Annotated in this window: 16 protein-coding genes; 14 read left to right on the top strand and 2 right to left on the bottom strand. The window is 63.6% G+C overall.

Features of this window, described 5'->3' with window-relative positions:
- Positions 1–161: 161 nt before the first annotated feature.
- Positions 162–1,079, bottom strand: a complete 918-nt coding sequence (locus tag GL300_RS20880) for a LysR substrate-binding domain-containing protein (RefSeq protein ID WP_155041621.1) — start codon at positions 1,077–1,079, stop codon at positions 162–164.
- 120 nt (positions 1,080–1,199) lie between these two features.
- Here GL300_RS20880 and GL300_RS20875 point away from each other — a divergent pair, with 120 nt between their 5' ends.
- From GL300_RS20875 to GL300_RS20850, 6 genes are all read left to right on the top strand, one after another.
- Positions 1,200–2,501 (top strand): MFS transporter, encoded by a 1,302-nt coding sequence (locus GL300_RS20875; RefSeq protein ID WP_155041620.1) that lies wholly within the window; start codon positions 1,200–1,202, stop codon positions 2,499–2,501.
- Between the two features lie 23 nt (positions 2,502–2,524).
- Positions 2,525–3,649, top strand: a complete 1,125-nt coding sequence (locus GL300_RS20870) for a tartrate dehydrogenase (protein WP_155041619.1) — start codon at positions 2,525–2,527, stop codon at positions 3,647–3,649.
- A gap of 12 nt (positions 3,650–3,661) precedes the next feature.
- Complete coding sequence (locus GL300_RS20865; protein WP_155041618.1) at positions 3,662–4,924, top strand: glycerate kinase type-2 family protein; 1,263 nt, start codon at positions 3,662–3,664, stop codon at positions 4,922–4,924.
- Complete coding sequence (pyk, locus tag GL300_RS20860) at positions 4,921–6,366, top strand: pyruvate kinase (protein WP_246195284.1); 1,446 nt, start codon at positions 4,921–4,923, stop codon at positions 6,364–6,366. Before GL300_RS20865 ends, pyk begins: the two co-directional genes overlap by 4 nt.
- 364 nt (positions 6,367–6,730) lie before the next feature.
- A complete protein-coding gene (locus GL300_RS20855) occupies positions 6,731–7,189 on the top strand; it encodes a YeeE/YedE family protein (protein WP_155041617.1) in 459 nt (152 codons plus the stop codon).
- Positions 7,189–7,626 (top strand): DUF6691 family protein, encoded by a 438-nt coding sequence (locus tag GL300_RS20850; protein WP_155041616.1) that lies wholly within the window; start codon positions 7,189–7,191, stop codon positions 7,624–7,626. The genes GL300_RS20855 and GL300_RS20850 overlap by 1 nt, the downstream gene beginning before the upstream one ends.
- 551 nt (positions 7,627–8,177) lie before the next feature.
- On the opposite strand, the gene GL300_RS20845 is transcribed toward GL300_RS20850, so the two are convergent.
- The gene (locus GL300_RS20845; protein WP_155041615.1) at positions 8,178–8,639 is read right to left on the bottom strand and encodes a histidine kinase; all 462 of its coding nucleotides are present in this window, start codon (positions 8,637–8,639) and stop codon (positions 8,178–8,180) included.
- A gap of 242 nt (positions 8,640–8,881) precedes the next feature.
- On the opposite strand from GL300_RS20845, the gene GL300_RS20840 reads away from it, so the two are divergent.
- The 8 genes from GL300_RS20840 to GL300_RS20805 all read left to right on the top strand — a co-directional run bounded on the left by GL300_RS20840 (position 8,882) and on the right by GL300_RS20805 (position 18,014).
- Entirely contained in the window at positions 8,882–11,170 is a 2,289-nt protein-coding gene (locus GL300_RS20840; protein ID WP_211595277.1) for a DUF3141 domain-containing protein, read from the top strand.
- Positions 11,167–11,820, top strand: a complete 654-nt coding sequence (locus GL300_RS20835; RefSeq protein WP_155041614.1) for a CoA transferase subunit A — start codon at positions 11,167–11,169, stop codon at positions 11,818–11,820. The genes GL300_RS20840 and GL300_RS20835 overlap by 4 nt, the downstream gene beginning before the upstream one ends.
- On the top strand, positions 11,820–12,473 hold the full coding sequence (locus tag GL300_RS20830; RefSeq protein WP_155041631.1) for a 3-oxoacid CoA-transferase subunit B: 654 nt from the start codon (positions 11,820–11,822) through the stop codon (positions 12,471–12,473). Before GL300_RS20835 ends, GL300_RS20830 begins: the two co-directional genes overlap by 1 nt.
- Before the next feature lie 21 nt (positions 12,474–12,494).
- A complete protein-coding gene (locus GL300_RS20825) occupies positions 12,495–13,451 on the top strand; it encodes a phosphate acetyltransferase (protein WP_343043147.1) in 957 nt (318 codons plus the stop codon).
- Positions 13,448–14,641, top strand: a complete 1,194-nt coding sequence (locus GL300_RS20820; RefSeq protein WP_155041613.1) for an acetate/propionate family kinase — start codon at positions 13,448–13,450, stop codon at positions 14,639–14,641. Before GL300_RS20825 ends, GL300_RS20820 begins: the two co-directional genes overlap by 4 nt.
- Positions 14,638–15,423, top strand: a complete 786-nt coding sequence (gene fabI / locus GL300_RS20815; RefSeq protein WP_155041612.1) for an enoyl-ACP reductase FabI — start codon at positions 14,638–14,640, stop codon at positions 15,421–15,423. Before GL300_RS20820 ends, fabI begins: the two co-directional genes overlap by 4 nt.
- 108 nt (positions 15,424–15,531) lie before the next feature.
- Positions 15,532–17,112: a DUF3300 domain-containing protein gene (locus GL300_RS20810; protein ID WP_155041611.1), complete on the top strand. Its 1,581-nt coding sequence runs from the start codon at positions 15,532–15,534 to the stop codon at positions 17,110–17,112.
- Complete coding sequence (locus GL300_RS20805) at positions 17,109–18,014, top strand: DUF2950 domain-containing protein (protein WP_155041610.1); 906 nt, start codon at positions 17,109–17,111, stop codon at positions 18,012–18,014. The genes GL300_RS20810 and GL300_RS20805 overlap by 4 nt, the downstream gene beginning before the upstream one ends.
- Positions 18,015–18,058: the final 44 nt, after the last annotated feature.

The raw sequence follows: 18,058 nt of genomic DNA, 5'->3' as shown, positions 1-18,058 counted from the left end.
AAGACCTGTCCGCCACTATCACCACATCCGCCGGGAATGACCCTCGGTCGACATGATCGCGGATCACCGGGTTGCGGCTGCAGGAACGCCGCCTTCTGGCGACATGTGTGGGGCCGCCCCGTCAGGGTGTGGAGGGCAACGTCACCAGTCCCGGTTCACTGTCATGCGGATGCGGCATAGCGGTCGATGATCGACAGCAGGATCTCGACAACAGCATCGCGTGAGGGATCACGAATGTCGCGTGGCCAGACGACATGCAGCGGCAATTTGGCTTGCGCCTCGCCCCGGCTGGGCGCCAATTCGCAGACCTGCACGCCCCGGGGCGCAAGCGCGGACCACCAGCGCGGGATGATGGCTGCCCCGATCCCGGCGGCGACCATATTCATCATGGTCTGCTTTTCATCCGCATTCTGAATGATGTTCGGCTGGATATTCTCGCCCTCGAACAATGCCAGCACGGAATCGTGGCTATGGGGGCGCGAGCGGCGATCCGGCACGATCAATGGCATGTCCTGCAAATCGGTGACGTTCACTTCCTGCAGACGGGTCAGCGGATGGCCAGAGGGCAGCAGGACGACCGAGCTTTCATGCAGCAGGAAATGGCCGCGAAGACGTCGGTGAAACGGCATCAGACCCGGTCGGACCAGCGCCAGATCAAGGTTTCCGGCCAGCAGCCGGGGTATCAGCTTGGCGGATCGTTCCTCCACCAACTGAATCTTCAGTTCGGGATGACTGGCGTGGACCGCCGAGAGAAGGCCGGGAATCAGCCCGCTGGCAGCAGTATCGATTGCACCCAGCCGCAGCACCTGCCTGCCCTTGCGGCCCATCTTGCGCCAGCGCTGCTCTGCCGCGTCAATATGCTCCAGGAGGACACGGGCTTCCCTGATCAGCTTCAGGCCCTCGGGGGTGATGACGACGGAACGGGTTGTCCGCTCGAACAACTGGACGCCCAGCCCGTCCTCCAGTTGCCGGACCATGCGCCCCAATGCGGCAGGTAGTATTTCCAGCCGCGCCGCAGCCCTGCCGAAATGCATCTCGTCGGCGACTGCGACGGCGCAGCGCAATTGGCGAAGGTCCATCCAGCCTCCATTGATTATATCGTTTCAGTATATATTCCCCAAACGATTGAGGAAAGGCGCCACCTCCCGGTATTTTCATCAAAAGGCGCGGAGGAGCGCTTTCATATCCGGGAGGACCGCATGAGCAACGCGCTCGAAAAGCGCGTCATGAGAAAGATCTCATGGCGCATCATCCCCTTCATCATGCTGCTCTATTTCATCGCTTTCCTTGATCGCGTGAATGTGGGCTTTGCCGCCATCCACATGAACGAGGATATCGGCCTGTCACCCGCAATCTTCGGCTTCGGGGCCGGGTTGTTCTTTATCGGCTATTTCCTGTTCGAGGTGCCCTCGAACCTCGCTCTGGAACGCTTCGGTGCGCGGCTGTGGATTGCGCGGGTCATGGTGACCTGGGGCCTGATCTCGGGGGCAATGGCCTTTGTGCAGGGGCCGACCAGCTTCTATGTCCTGCGCTTCCTGCTGGGCGCGGCCGAGGCCGGATTCTTTCCGGGCATCATCCTGTATCTGAGCTACTGGTTCCCTTCTCGCTCTCGTGCACAGGTTACCGCCTTGTTCATGGCCGCGGCACCGATCTCGGTCGCGCTCGGCTCGCCCATCTCGGGCATCCTGCTTGAGATGGACGGGCTGATGGGCTGGCATGGCTGGCAGTGGATGTTCATGATCGAGGCAGTTCCGGCGCTGGTGCTGGGCGTGGTCGTCCTGTTCTACATGACCGACCGCCCCGAAAACGCGAAATGGCTGAATGCCGAGGAGCGCGACTGGCTGTCGAACACGATGAATGCCGAGCGCGCCGCCAAGGATCGCGCCGGGGCAAGCCATTCCATCCTGAAGGGCATGACCGATCCCCGCGTGCTGGCACTGTCGCTGGTCTATTTCGGGACCTCGGCCGGGCTTTACACGCTGGGGATCTGGGCGCCGCAAATGCTGCATGGCATGGGCCTGACCTCGTTCCAGACCGGCTTCGTCAATGCCATCCCGCCGATCTTTGCGGTGATCGCCATGTACACCTGGTCGCGCCATTCCGACCGCACGAATGAACGGACCTGGCATGTGGCGCTGGCCTGCACGGCCGCGGGTATCGGCCTGTTCTTTGCGGGCTTCGCCGTCTCTCTGGTTGCGGTGGTCATCGCGCTGGTGGCGGTCAATGCCGGGGTCAGCGCCGCCAAACCGCCGCTATGGAGCATGCCGACCATGTTCCTGTCGGGCTCGGCTGCGGCGACCGGCATCGCCACGATCAACTCGCTGGGCAACCTGGGCGGCTTCGTCGGCCCCTATGCAATCGGGCTGATCAAGCAAAGCACCGGCAGCTTTGAATGGGGCCTCTATTTCGTGGGCGCGCTGCTGATCCTGTCGGCCATCGTCACCCTGATCATCGCCGGGACGGCGCGCCGGGCGCGCACCACCGCCACGGCCAATCTTTGACCTTTCTGCAAGGAACCCTGACCATGAAATCCTACAAGATCGCCGCCATTCCCGCCGATGGCATCGGCCCCGAAGTGATCGATGCCGGGCTGCAAGTGCTGGAAGCATTGGCCGAGCGTGACGGCGGCTTCCAACTGGACGTCACCAGCTTCGACTGGGGCTCGGATCGCTACAAGCGGACCGGCGCCCTGATGCCCGAGGACGGGCCGGCCCAACTCAAGGCCTTTGACGCGATTTTCTTCGGTGCGGTGGGTGCGCCGGACGTCCCCGACCACATCACGCTTTGGGGCCTGCGCCTGCCGATCTGCCAAGGCTTCGACCAATATGCCAATGTCCGCCCGACCAAGATCCTGCCGGGCATCAAATCGCCGCTGGCCAATGTCGGCCTGGGCGATCTGAATTGGGTGATCGTGCGCGAGAACTCCGAGGGCGAATATTCCGGCCATGGCGGGCGCGCCCATCGCGGGTTGCCCGAGGAAGTCGGGACCGAGGTCGCGATCTTTACCCGCGTCGGCGTGACCCGGATCATGCGCTATGCCTTCAAGCTGGCGCAGTCCCGCCCGCGCAAGCTGCTGACGGTGGTGACCAAGTCCAACGCGCAGCGCCACGGCATGGTCATGTGGGACGAAATCGCGGCCGAGGTCGCGCAGGAATTCCCCGACGTGAGCTGGGACAAGATGCTGGTCGACGCGATGACCGTGCGCATGGTCAAGAACCCGCAAAGCCTGGATACCATCGTCGCGACCAACCTGCATGCCGATATCCTGTCGGACCTTGCCGGTGCGCTGGCAGGCAGCCTTGGCGTCGCCCCGACCGGCAATATCGACCCCGAGCGCCGCTTCCCCTCGATGTTCGAGCCGATCCATGGTTCCGCCTTCGACATCACCGGCATGGGCATCGCCAACCCGGTCGCGACCTTCTGGACCGCCGCGCAGATGCTGGAACATCTGGGCGAAGCGGATGCGGCGGCCCGCCTGCTGAAGGCGGTCGAGCAGGTCTGTGCGCAAGGTGTGATGACCCCCGATGTCGGCGGAACCGCCAATACGCAGCAGGTGACGGACGCGGTTTGCGCGGCTATCCGTGGCGCAAACGATGTCACGCAGCAGGTGACGGACAGCGCGCGCCGCACCGTCGCCGCGATCGGCTGAGGCGGTCGGGTGATGCGCGATCTGAACCTTTCTGCCCGCGATCTGCTGCTGCAGCTTTTTGCTGCGGCAGTGGACAGCGCCGACCCGGCGCAGACGGTCGCGCGTCACCTTCCCGAATTGCCGCGCGGTCGTGTTGTCGTCGTCGGTGCCGGGAAATCCGCCGCCGCCATGGCCCGCGCAGTCGAAATGGCGTGGCCCGATGTCGATCTGTCGGGCGTGGTCGTGACCCGCTACGGCCATGGCGTTCCGACCGAAAGGATCGAGGTGATCGAGGCCGCGCATCCCGTTCCCGACGCGAATGGGGCAATGGCCGCAAAACGCATCCTGCAGGCGGTCAGCGGGCTTGGACCGGATGATCTGGTGCTGGCGCTGATCTCGGGCGGGGGCTCGGCCTTGATGACCGCCCCTGCGCCGGGGCTGACGCTTGAGGAGAAAATGCAGGTCAACCGCCTGCTTCTGGCCTCGGGGGTGCCGATCTCGGTGATGAACCGGGTGCGGCGGCGCTTGTCCGCCGTCAAGGGCGGTCGTCTGGCGCTGGCGGCGGCACCTGCACGGGTGGTGACACTGGCCATCTCGGACGTGCCGGGGGACGACCCGCTGGCCATCGCCTCGGGTCCGACGGTCCATGATCCGGATGGCGGTGCAGACCTCTCGGAGATCGTGGATCAGCTGGGCCCGGATCTGCCGGTCGCGGCAAGACAATTGCTGCTGGCCGCGCCCAAGCCGATCCCGGCCTTCGCGGCCGATTACCGGCTGATCTCGACACCACAGATGGCGCTTGAGGCGGCCGCAAAGCTGGCCCACGCGGCAGGGATCACGCCGCTGATCCTTGGCGATGCGCTTGAGGGTGAGGCCAGCACCACGGGACAGGTCATGGCCGGGATCGCCCGGAGTGCTGCCCTGCATGGCCATCCCGTCGCAGGCCCGGCGGTGCTGCTTTCGGGCGGCGAAACCACCGTATACATCGGGGACGTCAAACCGGGCCGCGGCGGGCGCAATACCGAATTCCTGCTGTCCATGGCCTTGGCGCTGGACGGGCAGACCGGCATCCATACCTTGGCCTGCGACACGGACGGCATCGACGGGACCGAGGACGCAGCTGGTGCGATCATCACCCCTGACACGCTGACCCGCGCCCGCGCCGCCGGGTTGGACCCGCGCGCGATCCTGCGCGGCCATGACAGCTACAGCCTGTTCGACCGGATCGGCGATCTGGTCCGAACCGGCCCCACCCTTACCAATGTCAACGACTTCCGGGCGGTTTTCATCCCATGATCCTCAATACATCCATGACGCCCCCGCAACTGCGCGACCGCCGCGCCAAGATCGTGGCAACGGTCGGCCCGGCGAGCCATGCTCCCCGGATGCTGCGCCAGTTGTTCCTTGCCGGCGTCGATACCTTCCGGCTGAATTTCAGCCATGGCAGCCATGACGACCACCGGCGGGCCTTCGACGCCATTCGCGCCCTTGAGGCCGAGCTGGATCAGCCCATCGGCATCCTGCAGGACCTGCAGGGCCCCAAGATCCGCATCGGTCAGGTGCCGGGCGGCCCGCGAGACTTGCTGGCCGGGCAAAGCCTGATCCTGCGGCTGGGTACGACCTGCGCCCCTGACGAAATCCCCCTGCCCCATCCCGAGATTTTCGCCGCCATCCGGCCCGGCGATACGCTGCTGGTCGATGATGGCCGCATCCGGCTTGTGGTCACCTCGCATGAGGCCGAAAGCATCTCGACCCGTGTGGTGGCGGGCGGAAAGCTGCAGGACCGCAAGGGGGTGAACCTGCCCGACACCGTCGTCGCGCTGCCTGCCCTAACCGGAAAGGACCGCGCCGATCTGGAATTCGGCCTGTCCCTTGGTGTCGACTGGGTCGCACTCTCCTTCGTGCAGCGGGCCGAGGATCTTGTCGAGGTCAAGGAGCTGATCCGTGGCCGTGCCGGGCTTATCGCCAAGATCGAAAAGCCCTCGGCGCTTCTGGACCTGCCGCGGATCGTCGCCGAATCCGATGCGGTCATGATCGCGCGGGGTGATCTGGGCGTCGAGATTCCGCCCGAGGAGGTTCCCGGCCGCCAGAAAGAGATCATCCGCCTTTGCCGCCAACAGGATCGTCCGGTCATCGTCGCGACCCAGATGCTGGAATCGATGATCTCGACCCCCACGCCGACACGGGCCGAAGCCTCGGACGTGGCCAATGCCATCCATGACGGTGCGGATGCCGTGATGCTTTCGGCCGAAACCGCCTCGGGTCTGTTCCCGCTTGAGGCGGTGGCGATGATGGACCGGATCATTCGCCGCACCGAGGCTCATCCCTTCTACGCAGCCTCGATGCAGACCAGCGCGCCCCATGCCGACACGCCGAACCGTGCCATCGCCGGAGCGGCAGTGGACCTGGCCAACGCCCTGTCGGTTCCCGCCATTGTGGCCTTTTCCTCGACCGGGGCTTCAGGTCGCCGCATCGCCTCGCGTCGGGCGGCGCGCCCCACCGTGCTGTTGACTGCCAGCCCCGAGGTCGCCCGCCGCATGGCGCTGGTCTGGGGCATCCGTCCCAAGCTCGCCGCCGAGATCGCGGATCATGACACCGTTCCGATCCTTGCCGAAGAAGCCGTCCTTGCCCTTGGCATCGGCCATGTCGCGCAAAGCGTCATCGTGGTCTGCGGCTTTCCCTTTGGCGTGCCGGGCACGACGAACAGCATCCGCGTCACCCAGCTTGGAGGTGTCTGAGATTTACCTTTCCCGGCAGAATGTCCCGAAAGCGCCGTCATCAAGATTTCGGAAATCGGGGTCAGCGATGCGATAGTAAACGGTCTGCGCCTCGCGCCGCGTTGCAACCATTCCCGCCTCACGACGTCGGGCAAGGTGCTGACTCAGGGCAGGCTGGCTCAACCGTTAATCAGGTCACAAAGGACTATCAGGCGCTTGGCGTTAGCGACCTACGACAGGCGCTCAGCAACATGTTCGGCCCATTTTTCCCTGGCGGCGAAAGGGACGCCATTGCTTTAGAATTACATTATTTAGCTATAGATAATATATGGCGTGATAGCGATGCGAGGGTAAGCCGCCTGCCGCATGCCTTTGGAGGGTTCGCATGGGTCCAACAATCGTGACAGATTTCACGCCTTGGGTTTCTCTGGCAGGCGGGATGCTGATCGGGCTCAGCGCGGTCATCGTGATGGCGCTATTCGGAAAGATTGCGGGTATTTCCGGGATTACCAAGTCGATCATCGGGGCGATGGCACCGACTGGAAATGCACCCCAAGAACGCGACTGGAGACTTGCCTTCGTTCTCGGTCTCATTGCCGCGCCTGTGATCTATCGTCTCGTTGGCGGCGCAATCGAGCAGACGGTGTCGAGCAACCTTCTCGCCATGGCGGTCGCAGGACTGCTCGTGGGTTTCGGGACCGGGCTTGGTTCGGGCTGCACTTCAGGTCACGGTGTCTGCGGATTGGCACGATTGTCGCGCCGCTCGTTCGTCGCGGTCGTGACCTTCATGGCCGCAGGCTTCGCTACGGTGTTTGTCCTGCGCCATGTTCTTGGAGGCGCCTGATGCGACACCTTCTTGGCTTCGCAAGCGGTCTTCTCTTTGGCCTTGGCCTTGTCCTCTCCGGAATGGCGAACCCGGCGAAAGTGCTGAACTTCCTCGACCTGGCGGGGTCATGGGATCCTAGCCTCGGCTTCGTCATGGGCGGAGCCTTGTTGGTCACCTTTCTCGGCTATCGGATGGTGTGGCGCAAAAGCACGCCGGTGTTTTCTGATCGCTTCGATCTGCCATCAAGCACGCAAATCGACCGGCCTCTTGTCCTTGGCGCGGCGCTGTTTGGGATCGGCTGGGGAATAGGTGGCTTCTGCCCCGGTCCGGCTTGGGTCGCACTGCCACTTCTCGCGCCGGGAGCAATCGTATTTTTGCCAATGATGCTGATCGGGCTGTGGCTTGGCGAGAAGGGTAGGAATCTGTCTACTCTGTCGCCTAAAGGGACTCGCTGAGAAACATCAACGATGTTTGTTGCCCGCTATTTTCCGTCGAAATCGGTGGCGTCTTTACCCAAGCCAACGTGCGGCAGTCGGCGCAGAAATCGACCCGTATAAGAACCTCCCTGGTTCGGGACACTAATCTCGTACTCTTGCCTTCAGAAGATGCCCGAGCCGGCACAGCGTCATGAACCGATCCAATCCGCTGGCAGCGAGGTTGCCCCCTCGTCATCCACGCGCAACTGCTCCGAGATGTTTGTCCTTTGGCATCTTCAGGCGCTGCGCGAGCTGTTTCGGGCTCATGGCGGTCGACCAGCACTTGCTTTGCCGGTGAACGTATTGGCATCCTCTATACCGCGACAGACCCAGCGAAAGTGATGCAGGCCGCAGTGGCGCGGAAACCGGAGAGCCTGCCACGGCTTGATCCATATGCCATCGGGCAGTCACTGCCAGACCGGAGGCCGACTTGGCGAGGCCGAATGGACAGCCAGCGAGGTCTATCGAAGGGTAATGATGCGCGCGTCGGTCCCTGAAAGGGACCACACACACATCGGCTCAGGCCGCAATCACACCGCCTTCGGCGCCCAATCCAGGTAGAAGCCGACGTCTCCGGGCATGCCATCGGGAAAGTTGATGATCATGGCTTTCAGCTTGTAGCCCTTGGGCTGCAGATTTGCCTTGAACCGGTCGTAGAAATCCCGCGCCTTGCCTTGCAGCGTCTCGGGCCAATCACGTTCGGCATTGTTGATGGCCCGGCCGTTATCGGTGCAAAGCTTCGAGGGGAAACTGTAGACCATCACCTCGAACTGGCCCTTCTCGACCGCATTCATGACAAGGCGACGGATCAATTCGCGTTCACGGTCAGTGACCTCGCCCTTGAGGAATTCCTCGGCAGCACGGGCGCGCTCCTGACGCTCGGTGTCGAGAAGCTTGGCGCGGCGCTCCATTTCCTCCAGTTCTTTTTGCAGATGCAGCAGGCGCAGCTCATCGGCGGTCGGGACGGCAGCTTTGGGGTCGGATTGGGTCATGGCCCTGTTTCTCCTTGCGCTGGATTTGTCAGGAAATGCTGTTAGCCTGCGGTCAGGCGAATCCTCGGGAAGATGCCGCATTACGTAGCAGTCCGGCTCGGCTCGGCAGGTAGTTTACAGTAATTAACGCCGCCGGTCTGGATCAGATTGCTGCATCGCGGCTAAAATCCGGGAGGCCGCGCTTTTGGAACTGCTTGGCCCGCATGGGCCGCCTTGCCCCAGCCTCAGTCATGGAGAGCGACATGACACAACGGACCAATTCCAAGCCCGCCCCCACCCCCACAGAGCCGGCATGGGCGCTGCCCTCGGCGGCGGCGGCTTATATGATCGATGCTTGGCAACGCTCGGTCCTTTACATGGACGTAATGCGCGAACGGTCCGAGCAATATCGTGAACATGCCGCGCAGGATATTCCGCATGTCCTGGATTACAAAGCCGAGCTGATCCTTGACGGCCGCAGCTTTGAGCGGCCGGTGAATTACCTGATGGGACGCATCCTGCCGAAACCGGGCAATGAACCCGATCCCCGCAAGCGCCCCTTTGTCGTGATCGATCCCCGCGCGGGCCACGGCCCCGGCATTGGCGGCTTCAAGGCCGACAGCGAGATCGGGGTTGCGATGAAGGCGGGTCATCCCTGCTATTTCATCGGCTTCCTGCCCAACCCGATCCCCGGCCAGACGATTGAGGACATTGTCCATGCCGAAGCGCAGTTCCTGCGCGCAGTGATTGCCCGGCACCCGCAATCCGAAGGCAAGCCCTGTGTCATCGGCAATTGTCAGGCCGGTTGGTCGGTGATGATGGTTGCGGCGCTTTACCCTGAGCTATTCGGCCCGATCATCCTTGCCGGCACGCCGTTGTCCTACTGGGCGGGCATCCGGGGACAGTATCCGATGCGCTATTCCGGCGGGCTTCTGGGCGGAAGCTGGCTGACCGCCCTGACCAGCGACCTTGGCGGCGGGGTTTTTGACGGCGCGTGGCTGGTTCAGAATTTCGAGAACCAGAACCCCGCCAACACCTATTGGACCAAGCAATACAACCTCTGGTCCAAAATCGACAGCGAGGCGGCGCGTTATCTGGGTTTCGAAAAATGGTGGGGCGGCCATGTTCTGCTGAATGCCGAGGAAATGCAGTTCATCGTCGATGAGCTGTTCGTCGGCAACCGCCTGTCCTCGGGCGAAATCCGCACCAGCGAGGGCACGGCGATCGATCTGCGAAATATCCGCGCCCCGATCGTGGTCTTTTGCTCCAAAGGCGACAACATCACCCCGCCGCAGCAGGCGCTGGACTGGATTCTGGATCTTTACGACAGCGTCGATGAGATACGCGCCTTTGGCCAGACCATCGTCTATACCGTTCATGACAAGATCGGTCATCTGGGCATTTTCGTTTCGTCCGGGGTGGCGCGGAAAGAGCATCAGCAATTCGCCTCGAATATCGACATGCTCGATCTGCTGCCGCCCGGCCTGTATGAAGCCGTGCTGGAGCCGAAGGACGAAGCCGAGTTGCATCCCGAACTTGTGCAAGGCGAATGGGTGATGCGCTGCGAGGCCCGTACGCTTGACGATATCCGCGCGCTTGGCAGCAATGACCCCGAGGATGATCGGCGCTTTGACGCCGCCGCGCGGCTCTCCGAGATGAACCTTGCGATGTATCGCACCTTTGCCCAGCCCTTCGTGCGGGCGATGGTGCCGCCGGGCATGCCCGACATCATGCAGCATCTGCATCCGATGCGCCTGCAATACGAAATGCTTGGCCCATGGAACCCGCTGACCGGCTGGACCAAGGCCATGGCCGAACGTGTGCGTGAAACCCGCCAGTCCGTCTCGCCCGCGAACCCCTTCCTTGCCTTGCAGGAGCAGGTCTCAAGCCAGATCGTGGCGGGGTTTGAGACCCTGCGCCAGACCAGTGAACGCTGGGCCGAGGAAAGCTTCATGAAGTTTTACGGTCGCGAGGTCCTGCAATCGGCGCTTGGCGTGGACCAAAGCGACCGGCCCAAGCGCAAGGCCGCGAAAAGCCCGATGCATGACCACAATGTCGCCCTTCGCATTGCCGAATTGCGTGGCGGAATGGGGCGCGGCGGAATGCGCGAGGCCCTTGCCCGCTCGCTTTTCTATGCAGGCGCACCGCGCGGCGGCGTGGACGAGCGCAGCTTTGAGGCCGTGCGCCGGTTCTGCCGTGCCAACCCCGAGCTGAGCCGACAAAGTTTCGACGATTTCCGCAAGATGCTGCGCGAGCAGTTCTTCATGCTGCTGATCGACGAGGATGCCGCCATGGCCGCCCTGCCGAAACTGCTGCCGACAAGCGAGGCCGAACGTCGCGCCGGTCTGGAGATGCTGGACACGGTTCTGTCCGCCGCCGCCGAACCCGATGGCGAGGTCGCCGTACGCCTGCGCCATCTGGCCGAACTGTTCGGGCTGGGAGATTCCCCTTTGTCGCCCCCCAAGACAGCAGCGCCTGAAGCCGCTGCCCCCAAGAAGCCGGCCAGACCGACGAAGCCTCGCGGCAAGCCCAAACCGGAACCCTCGGCATGAAGGCTGCGCTCCGGCCCGAGGCCGCCGCCGAGATGATCGAGGAAGGCGCGGTCCTGCTGGTCGGGGGCTTCATGGGCGTTGGCTCTCCGCATCGGCTGATCGACGCGATCCTTGCACGTGGCACCGGCGGATTGACCATCATCTGCAACGACCTCTGCACCCCCGAAAAGGGGGTGGGAAAGCTGGTCGTATCGGGTCAGGTCAGCCGCGCCATCGTGTCGCATATCGGCCTGAACCCCTTGGCACAGCAGAAGATGATGGCCGGAGAGATGCAGGTCGAACTGGTCCCACAGGGCACGCTGGTCGAGCGCATCCGCGCTGCGGGCTACGGCTTGGGCGGGGTGCTGACCGCGACCGGCCTTGGTACCCCGGTCGAGGAGGGCAAGCAGATCGTCGAGGTCGACGGCCAGCGTTTCCTGCTGGAACGTCCGATCCGGGGCGATTACGCGCTGCTGGCCTGTCACCACGCCGATTACGCCGGCAATCTAAGCTATCTGCTGACCGCGCATAACTTCAATCCGATCATGGCGATGGCAGCGGCCACGGTGATTGCCGAGCCCGAACATATCGTTCCCGTGGGCATGATCCCGCCCGATGCGGTCAAGACGCCGGGTGTGCTGGTCGATCATCTTCTGGGGACAGCACCATGATGGACGCCAAGGAAATCATCGCCCGCCGCGTCGCCCGCGAAATCCGCCCCGGCACATTGGTCAACCTGGGTATCGGCCTGCCAAGCCTTGTCGCGAATTACGTCCCCGAAGGCATCGACGTGTTCTTTCAGGCCGAGAATGGCGTCATCGGTCTGGGCGCCCGCCCACCCGAGGGCATGGCCGAGAAAAGCCTGACCGATGCAGGGGGCGGCTTTGTCACCGCGGTTCCGGGCGCTGCCTCGATCGACAGCGCCATGAGCTTTGGCCTGATCCGGGGCGGGCATCTGGACATGACCGTGCTGGGCGGCCTGCAAGTCGATGAAAAGGGGCATCTTGCGAACTGGATGGTGCCGGGCCGGATGGTGCCCGGCATGGGCGGGGCCATGGATCTGGTCGCGGGCGCGCGCAGCGTCGTGGTCGCCATGCTGCACAGCGCCAAGGGCGAGCCCAAGATCCTGCCCGAATGCACCCTGCCCCTGACCGCCGAACGTCGCGTCGACCTGATCGTGACCGAGATGGCGGTGATCCGCCCGACCGAAAGCGGCCTTGAACTGCGGGAACGCGGGCCGGGCGTCAGTATTGAACAGATCCTTGCCGCCACCGCCGCCCATCTGATCATCGAGGGCGACATCCCCGAGATGGAACTGGATTAGAAACCTCCTGAGGAGAGTATCGTGACCGAAACCGATGCGCATACGCCCTCGAAATACGACCTGCTGATTGCGCGGGCGCGCGAGACCCGCGATGTCGTGACCGTCGTCGCCCATCCCTGCGACGAAACCTCGCTGCGCGGCCCCATCGAGGCCGGGCGCGAAGGGCTGATCACCCCCCTGCTGGTCGGTCCCGAGCCAAAGATCCGCGCCGTCGCCGCCCAGCATGACATTGACCTGAACGGCATCGAAATCATCGATGTCCCGCATAGCCATGCCGCCGCTGACATGGCCGTCGCCCTCATCCGCGAGGGCAAGGGCGAGGTGCTGATGAAGGGCAGCCTTCATACCGATGAATTCATGCGGGCGGTCACCTCCTCGGCGACCGGGCTGCGCACGGACCGCCGCATCAGCCATGTCTTTGTCATGGACGTGCCCGGTCATGCCGACACGCTGTTCATCACCGATGCCGCCATCAACATCTTTCCCGATCTGGAAACCAAGCGCGACATCGTCCAGAACGCCATCGACCTGCTGCATGCGCTTGGCATGACCGAACCGCGCGTGGCGATCCTGTCGGCGGTCGAGACGGTGACCGGCAAGATCCCCTCGACCATCGAGGCCGCGGCTTTGTGCAAGATGGCCGAGCGCGGCCAGATCACCGGTGGGTTGCTGGAAGGGCCGCTGGCCTTCGACAATGCCATAGACCCCGAGGCGGCACGGATCAAGGGCATTGGTGGACCGGTCGCGGGAAGGGCGCAGGTTCTGGTCGTCCCCGACCTTGAGGCCGGGAACATGCTGGCCAAAAATCTCAGCTTCCTGTCCCATGCCGATGCCGCTGGGGTGGTGCTGGGAGCCCGCGTGCCGATCATCCTGACCTCACGCGCGGATTCGGTGCGGACGCGTCTCGCCTCCTGTGCCGTGGCCGCGCTGGATGCCGAGTCGCGCCGCAAGGGCAAACCCAAGGTGGCTGCCGAATGAAGGGCGCAATCCTTGTCGTCAACGCAGGCTCGTCCAGCCTGAAGTTTCAGGTCTTCACCATCGAGGACTCCGCGCTGATCCGGAAAATCCGCGGCCAGCTGGACGGGATCGGCGTTCGACCCCATTTGCGCGCCACCGCCTCGGACGGGGCCGTGATCCTCGACCGAAGCTATGGACCCAAGGAGGTCCCTGATCTGCCCGCCGCGATCGCTGAAACCCGGTCATGGCTGCGCACGCTTGAAGGGTTGCAACTGCGCGCCATCGGCCATCGGGTCGTGCATGGCGGGCCGGACTTCGCGGCCCCGGTGCTGATCGACGACGCGATCCTTGACCGGCTCGCAGAATATCAGGATCTCGCGCCGCTGCATCAGCCGAACAATCTCGCCCCGATCCGGCTGGCCATGCAGATCAATCCAGACGTGCCGCAGGTGGCCTGTTTTGACACGGCCTTCCATCGCGACCATCCTCAGGTTGCCGACCGATATGCCATTCCCCGCGCCTATTATGATGAGGGGGTGCGGCGTTACGGATTTCACGGTCTTTCCTATGAATATGTCGCCGAGCGCCTGCGCGAGATCGCGCCGCAGGCTGCTGCAGGCCGGGTGATCGTCGCACATCTGGGCAGCGGCGCCTCGATGTGCGCGATAAGGGCGGGGCGCAGCGTCGAAAGCACGATGGGCTTTACCGCGCTGGACGGTCTGCCGATGGGAACGCGTCCGGGTCAGGTCGATCCGGGCGTGGTGCTTTACCTGATCTCGCAGCGGGGGATGAGCGCGGATCAGGTCACCGACCTGTTCTATCGCGGCTCGGGACTGAAGGGCCTGTCGGGAATTTCAAGCGACATGCGCGAATTGCTGGCCAGCGATGCGCCCGAGGCAGCCTTCGCCATCGACCACTTCGCCTATCGCTGTGGATTGAACGCGGGAATGCTGGCGGCGGCGCTTGGCGGGCTTGATGCCTTCGTCTTCACGGCGGGCATCGGTGAAAACTCGGCCCCCATCCGTGCCCGTATTGCCCAGACCCTTGGCTGGCTTGGGGTCGAAATGGACCCCAAGGCGAATGCCGCCGGGGCAACCCTGATCTCAACCCCGGCAAGCCGCGTCGCGGTCCATGTCATTCCGACCGACGAGGAACTGATGATCGCCCGCCATACCCTCGCCCTGATCGAACCAGAAGGAGCGCCGACATGACCCTTCCCCTTGCTCAGGCCAAGCTGCTCGAAGGCAAGAAGGGCCTGATCGTCGGCATCGCCAATGATCAGTCGATCGCCTGGGGCTGCGCCCGCGCCTTTCGCGCCCTGGGGGCCGAGGTCGCGGTGACCTACCTGAACGACAAGGCCAAACGCTTCGTCGAGCCATTGGCGCAAGAGGTCGAGGCACCGATTTTCCTGCCCCTCGACATGCTGGTCCCCGGTCAGGTCGAGGCGGTATTCGACGAGATCACTGCAAAATGGGGTGAGCTTGATTACCTGATCCACTCCATCGCCTTCGCCCCACGCGACACGCTGGCGGGGCGGGTGACGGACGCGCCACTGGACGGCTTTCTGAAGACGATGGAGGTCTCGTGCTGGTCCTTCATGCGGATGGCGCATCTGGCCGAACCGCTGATGAAAAGGGGCGGCGCCATGTTCACCATGAGCTATTACGGCGCCGAGATGGTGGTCGAGAATTACAACATCATGGGCGTCGCCAAGGCCGCGCTGGAAAGTGCGGTGCGCTACATGGCGGCCGAGCTTGGCCCCAAAGGCATCCGCGTCCATGCAATCTCGCCCGGCCCGCTTGCCACCCGCGCCGCCTCGGGAATTCCGGAGTTCGATGAACTTCTAGCCAAGGCCGAACGCAAGGCACCGGCCCGCGAACTGGTCGGCATCGACGATGTCGGGGCGGCGGTGGCCTTCCTTGCCCATGACGCGGCGCGGCTGATCACCGGCCAAACCATCTATATCGACGGCGGCTACCACATCATCGACTGAAATTGTGAAAATCCTTTGAGTAAAAACACTTCTCAGCCACACTTGGCTGGATTAGCATTCACAGGGGATTCTCGCGCAAGGTCGCGGGGTCCGGGATGGAGGCCGATTATGTCTCGTAGAACCACCCGGCGCTTTCGTATTTCGAGCCAACATCAGATTGCCCTGCGCCGCGGCCTTGCGGCAGGCCTGATGCTGTCTGCAACCGCCCCACCATTGCTGGCACAGGACGCCCTGACCTGCGGCAACCCGCATGTGGTTGCCAGCGGCGAGACGCTGAGCAAGCTCGCGACCCGCGCCTATGGCGACCCCAATCTTTACGGCCTCATCCTTGATGCAAACCGGGATGTGCTGGGCGGTAAACCGGAAAGCCTTGCGGTCGGAATGACGTTGACCATCCCCTGCGCCAGCGGTGCGCAGGGTGCGACGCCCTCACCGGCGATGCAGGCCGCGATCGCGGCCGAGGGCACGCTTTCGCCCGACGAACTCGACACGCTGTTCGGGCCGGTCGCGCTGTTCCCGGATCAGTTGCTGACCCCGACTCTGGTTGCCACGACCTTTCCGCTGGACGTGGCCAAAGCCGGAAACTTCGTCGAGGACAATGCCGACACACCCGACAAGGAACGCGCCAAACTGGCTTCGGCCGAGCCTTGGGACGACAGCGTACGCGAGCTTGCCGCCGGCTTTCCCGACGTGATTACCCGCATGAGCGACAATATGGACTGGACCGAGCAGGCTGGTGAGGCCGTGGTCGGACAGACCGATGACGTGCTGGCCTCGATCCAGCGCCTGCGGGGCAAGGCCGAGAAAATGGGCTATCTTGCCGATAGCCCAGTCCAGAAGGTCGAAAAGGTCAATGACAAGATCCAGATCGCCCCGGCAGATCCCGGCGTAGTCTATGTCCCAACCTATGACAGCAATGTGGTCTATTCGACCCCGATCCCTGCCTCGACCGCGCCCAATTACCACTATGGCTACAATTACGGCTATGACGACGGCACCGACTGGGACGACATTCTGGTGACCGGCGGCGTGCTGCTGGGCGGCGCGGTGATCCTTGACGAGATCTTCGACGATGATGATTGGCATGGCTGGGATGTCGATGACGATATCGACTGGGATCGCGGCGACATCACCATCGATCGCGGCGACCGCAATATCGACCGGGGCGATATCAATATCGACCGCGACAAGGTCAACATAGACCGCGACCGGATCGGCGGCGGCGAACGGGTCAGTATCGGTGCGGCCAATCGCGCCCAGATCGACCGGGGCGATGTCCGTCAGGCCGTCGGTGATCGGGCAGGCAACCGTCCGAACCAGAAGCCGCTGGCCACCCCGGCAAACCGCGATGCCGCCAAGAAAAAGATCGAGGCACGCAAAGCCTCGGGGGCGAAACCCGCCAATCTCAAGGCCGCCAAGAAAAAGACCGGTCAGGCCGCCGCGAACCGCAAGCAGCCGGTGCGGCAGGCCAAGCCCGCAGCCAATCGGCCAAGCGCGGGCGCACGCCCCTCGGGGCAGCGCGCGAGCCATGCGTCTCGGCCCTCGGCGCAAAAGATGCCCAAGGCGCGCGCCACCCAGAGCCGTCCGAACGCGTTCAAGAAACCCAGCGGGCCACGCCCCTCGGCGGCAAGCCATCGCGGGCGCAGCAGCATGGGCGGCCGCGGCGGCGGTCGGGGAGGAAGAAGATGAAACGCATCATTTCCACACTCGCCCTGCTCATCGGCACGGCACCGGGTGCCTGGGCCGCGCCGCAATATTTCGACACGCCCGAGGCCGCGGTTACGGCGCTTGTCTCGGCGCTTGAGGCCAAGGACAAGGCGGCGGTCCTGCAGATTTTCGGCCCCGAGGCCGAAGACGTGGTCTCAACCGGAGACGCCGAAGAGGATCGCGTGGTTTGGCGCGAATTCCTTGACGACATGCATGCGATCCACCGGCTGGAACCTGCGGGCGACGGCCGGATGACGCTGCTGGCCGGGCGCGAGATGTGGCCCTTTCCGGCCGATCTGGTCAAAGGCGACACCGGTTGGAGCTTTGACGCCGAAAGCGCGCGCGAGGAGGTCTTGGCGCGGCGCATCGGTCGGAATGAGCTTGAGGTCATCGGCCTGCTGCGCCGCGCCCATGAAGTTCAGGCAAGCTTTCGTCAGACCGACTATGACGGCGACGGGGTAATGGAGTTCGCCGCGTCGATCCTGTCCACGCCGGGCCAGCATGACGGGCTTTTCTGGGCAGACGACCCCGACTCGCCGCCCAGTCCCTTTGACGAAAGTCTTGCCCGCGCCAATTTCACCGGCTTCAGCAGCGACGGAGAGGACCGGGAGCCCGAACCCTATGAGGGCTACTATTTCCGCATCCTTCAGGGTCAGGGTCCGGCGGCACCCGGCGGGGCCTATAGCTACATGGTCAATGGCAACATGGTTTCAGGCCATGCCGTCGTGGCCTATCCCGCAGCCTATGGCGACAGCGGCATCATGAGCTTCATCGTGGCCGAACCCGGCATCGTCTATCAGACCGATCTGGGCGAAGACACGCTGGAAAAAGCCGCAAAGATCGAGCTTTTCGACCCGACCGAGGAATGGGCACCGGTGGAATGACCGCCTGATTGGTCGGACCGCGATGGGTAAAGCGCAATCTTGAA

It is taken from the genome of Paracoccus litorisediminis (genome assembly GCF_009711205.1).
Lineage (GTDB): Bacteria > Pseudomonadota > Alphaproteobacteria > Rhodobacterales > Rhodobacteraceae > Paracoccus > Paracoccus litorisediminis.
Note: the sequence above shows the minus strand (reverse complement) of the source record. Positions and strands in the feature narration are given on the sequence as shown.

Bases quoted from the DNA above. Each gene is read 5' to 3' on its own strand.
- GL300_RS20875 (WP_155041620.1), top strand. From the start codon at position 1,200: ATGAGCAACGCGCTCGAAAAGCGCGTCATGAGAAAGATCTCATGGCGC.
- pyk (WP_246195284.1), top strand. From the start codon at position 4,921: ATGATCCTCAATACATCCATGACGCCCCCGCAACTGCGCGACCGCCGC.
- GL300_RS20880 (WP_155041621.1), bottom strand. From the start codon at position 1,079: ATGGACCTTCGCCAATTGCGCTGCGCCGTCGCAGTCGCCGACGAGATG.
- GL300_RS20820 (WP_155041613.1), top strand. From the start codon at position 13,448: ATGAAGGGCGCAATCCTTGTCGTCAACGCAGGCTCGTCCAGCCTGAAG.
- fabI (WP_155041612.1), top strand. From the start codon at position 14,638: ATGACCCTTCCCCTTGCTCAGGCCAAGCTGCTCGAAGGCAAGAAGGGC.
- GL300_RS20845 (WP_155041615.1), bottom strand. From the start codon at position 8,639: ATGACCCAATCCGACCCCAAAGCTGCCGTCCCGACCGCCGATGAGCTG.
- GL300_RS20855 (WP_155041617.1), top strand. From the start codon at position 6,731: ATGGGTCCAACAATCGTGACAGATTTCACGCCTTGGGTTTCTCTGGCA.
- GL300_RS20840 (WP_211595277.1), top strand. From the start codon at position 8,882: ATGACACAACGGACCAATTCCAAGCCCGCCCCCACCCCCACAGAGCCG.
- GL300_RS20850 (WP_155041616.1), top strand. From the start codon at position 7,189: ATGCGACACCTTCTTGGCTTCGCAAGCGGTCTTCTCTTTGGCCTTGGC.
- GL300_RS20830 (WP_155041631.1), top strand. From the start codon at position 11,820: ATGGACGCCAAGGAAATCATCGCCCGCCGCGTCGCCCGCGAAATCCGC.
- GL300_RS20805 (WP_155041610.1), top strand. From the start codon at position 17,109: ATGAAACGCATCATTTCCACACTCGCCCTGCTCATCGGCACGGCACCG.
- GL300_RS20865 (WP_155041618.1), top strand. From the start codon at position 3,662: ATGCGCGATCTGAACCTTTCTGCCCGCGATCTGCTGCTGCAGCTTTTT.
- GL300_RS20870 (WP_155041619.1), top strand. From the start codon at position 2,525: ATGAAATCCTACAAGATCGCCGCCATTCCCGCCGATGGCATCGGCCCC.
- GL300_RS20810 (WP_155041611.1), top strand. From the start codon at position 15,532: ATGTCTCGTAGAACCACCCGGCGCTTTCGTATTTCGAGCCAACATCAG.
- GL300_RS20835 (WP_155041614.1), top strand. From the start codon at position 11,167: ATGAAGGCTGCGCTCCGGCCCGAGGCCGCCGCCGAGATGATCGAGGAA.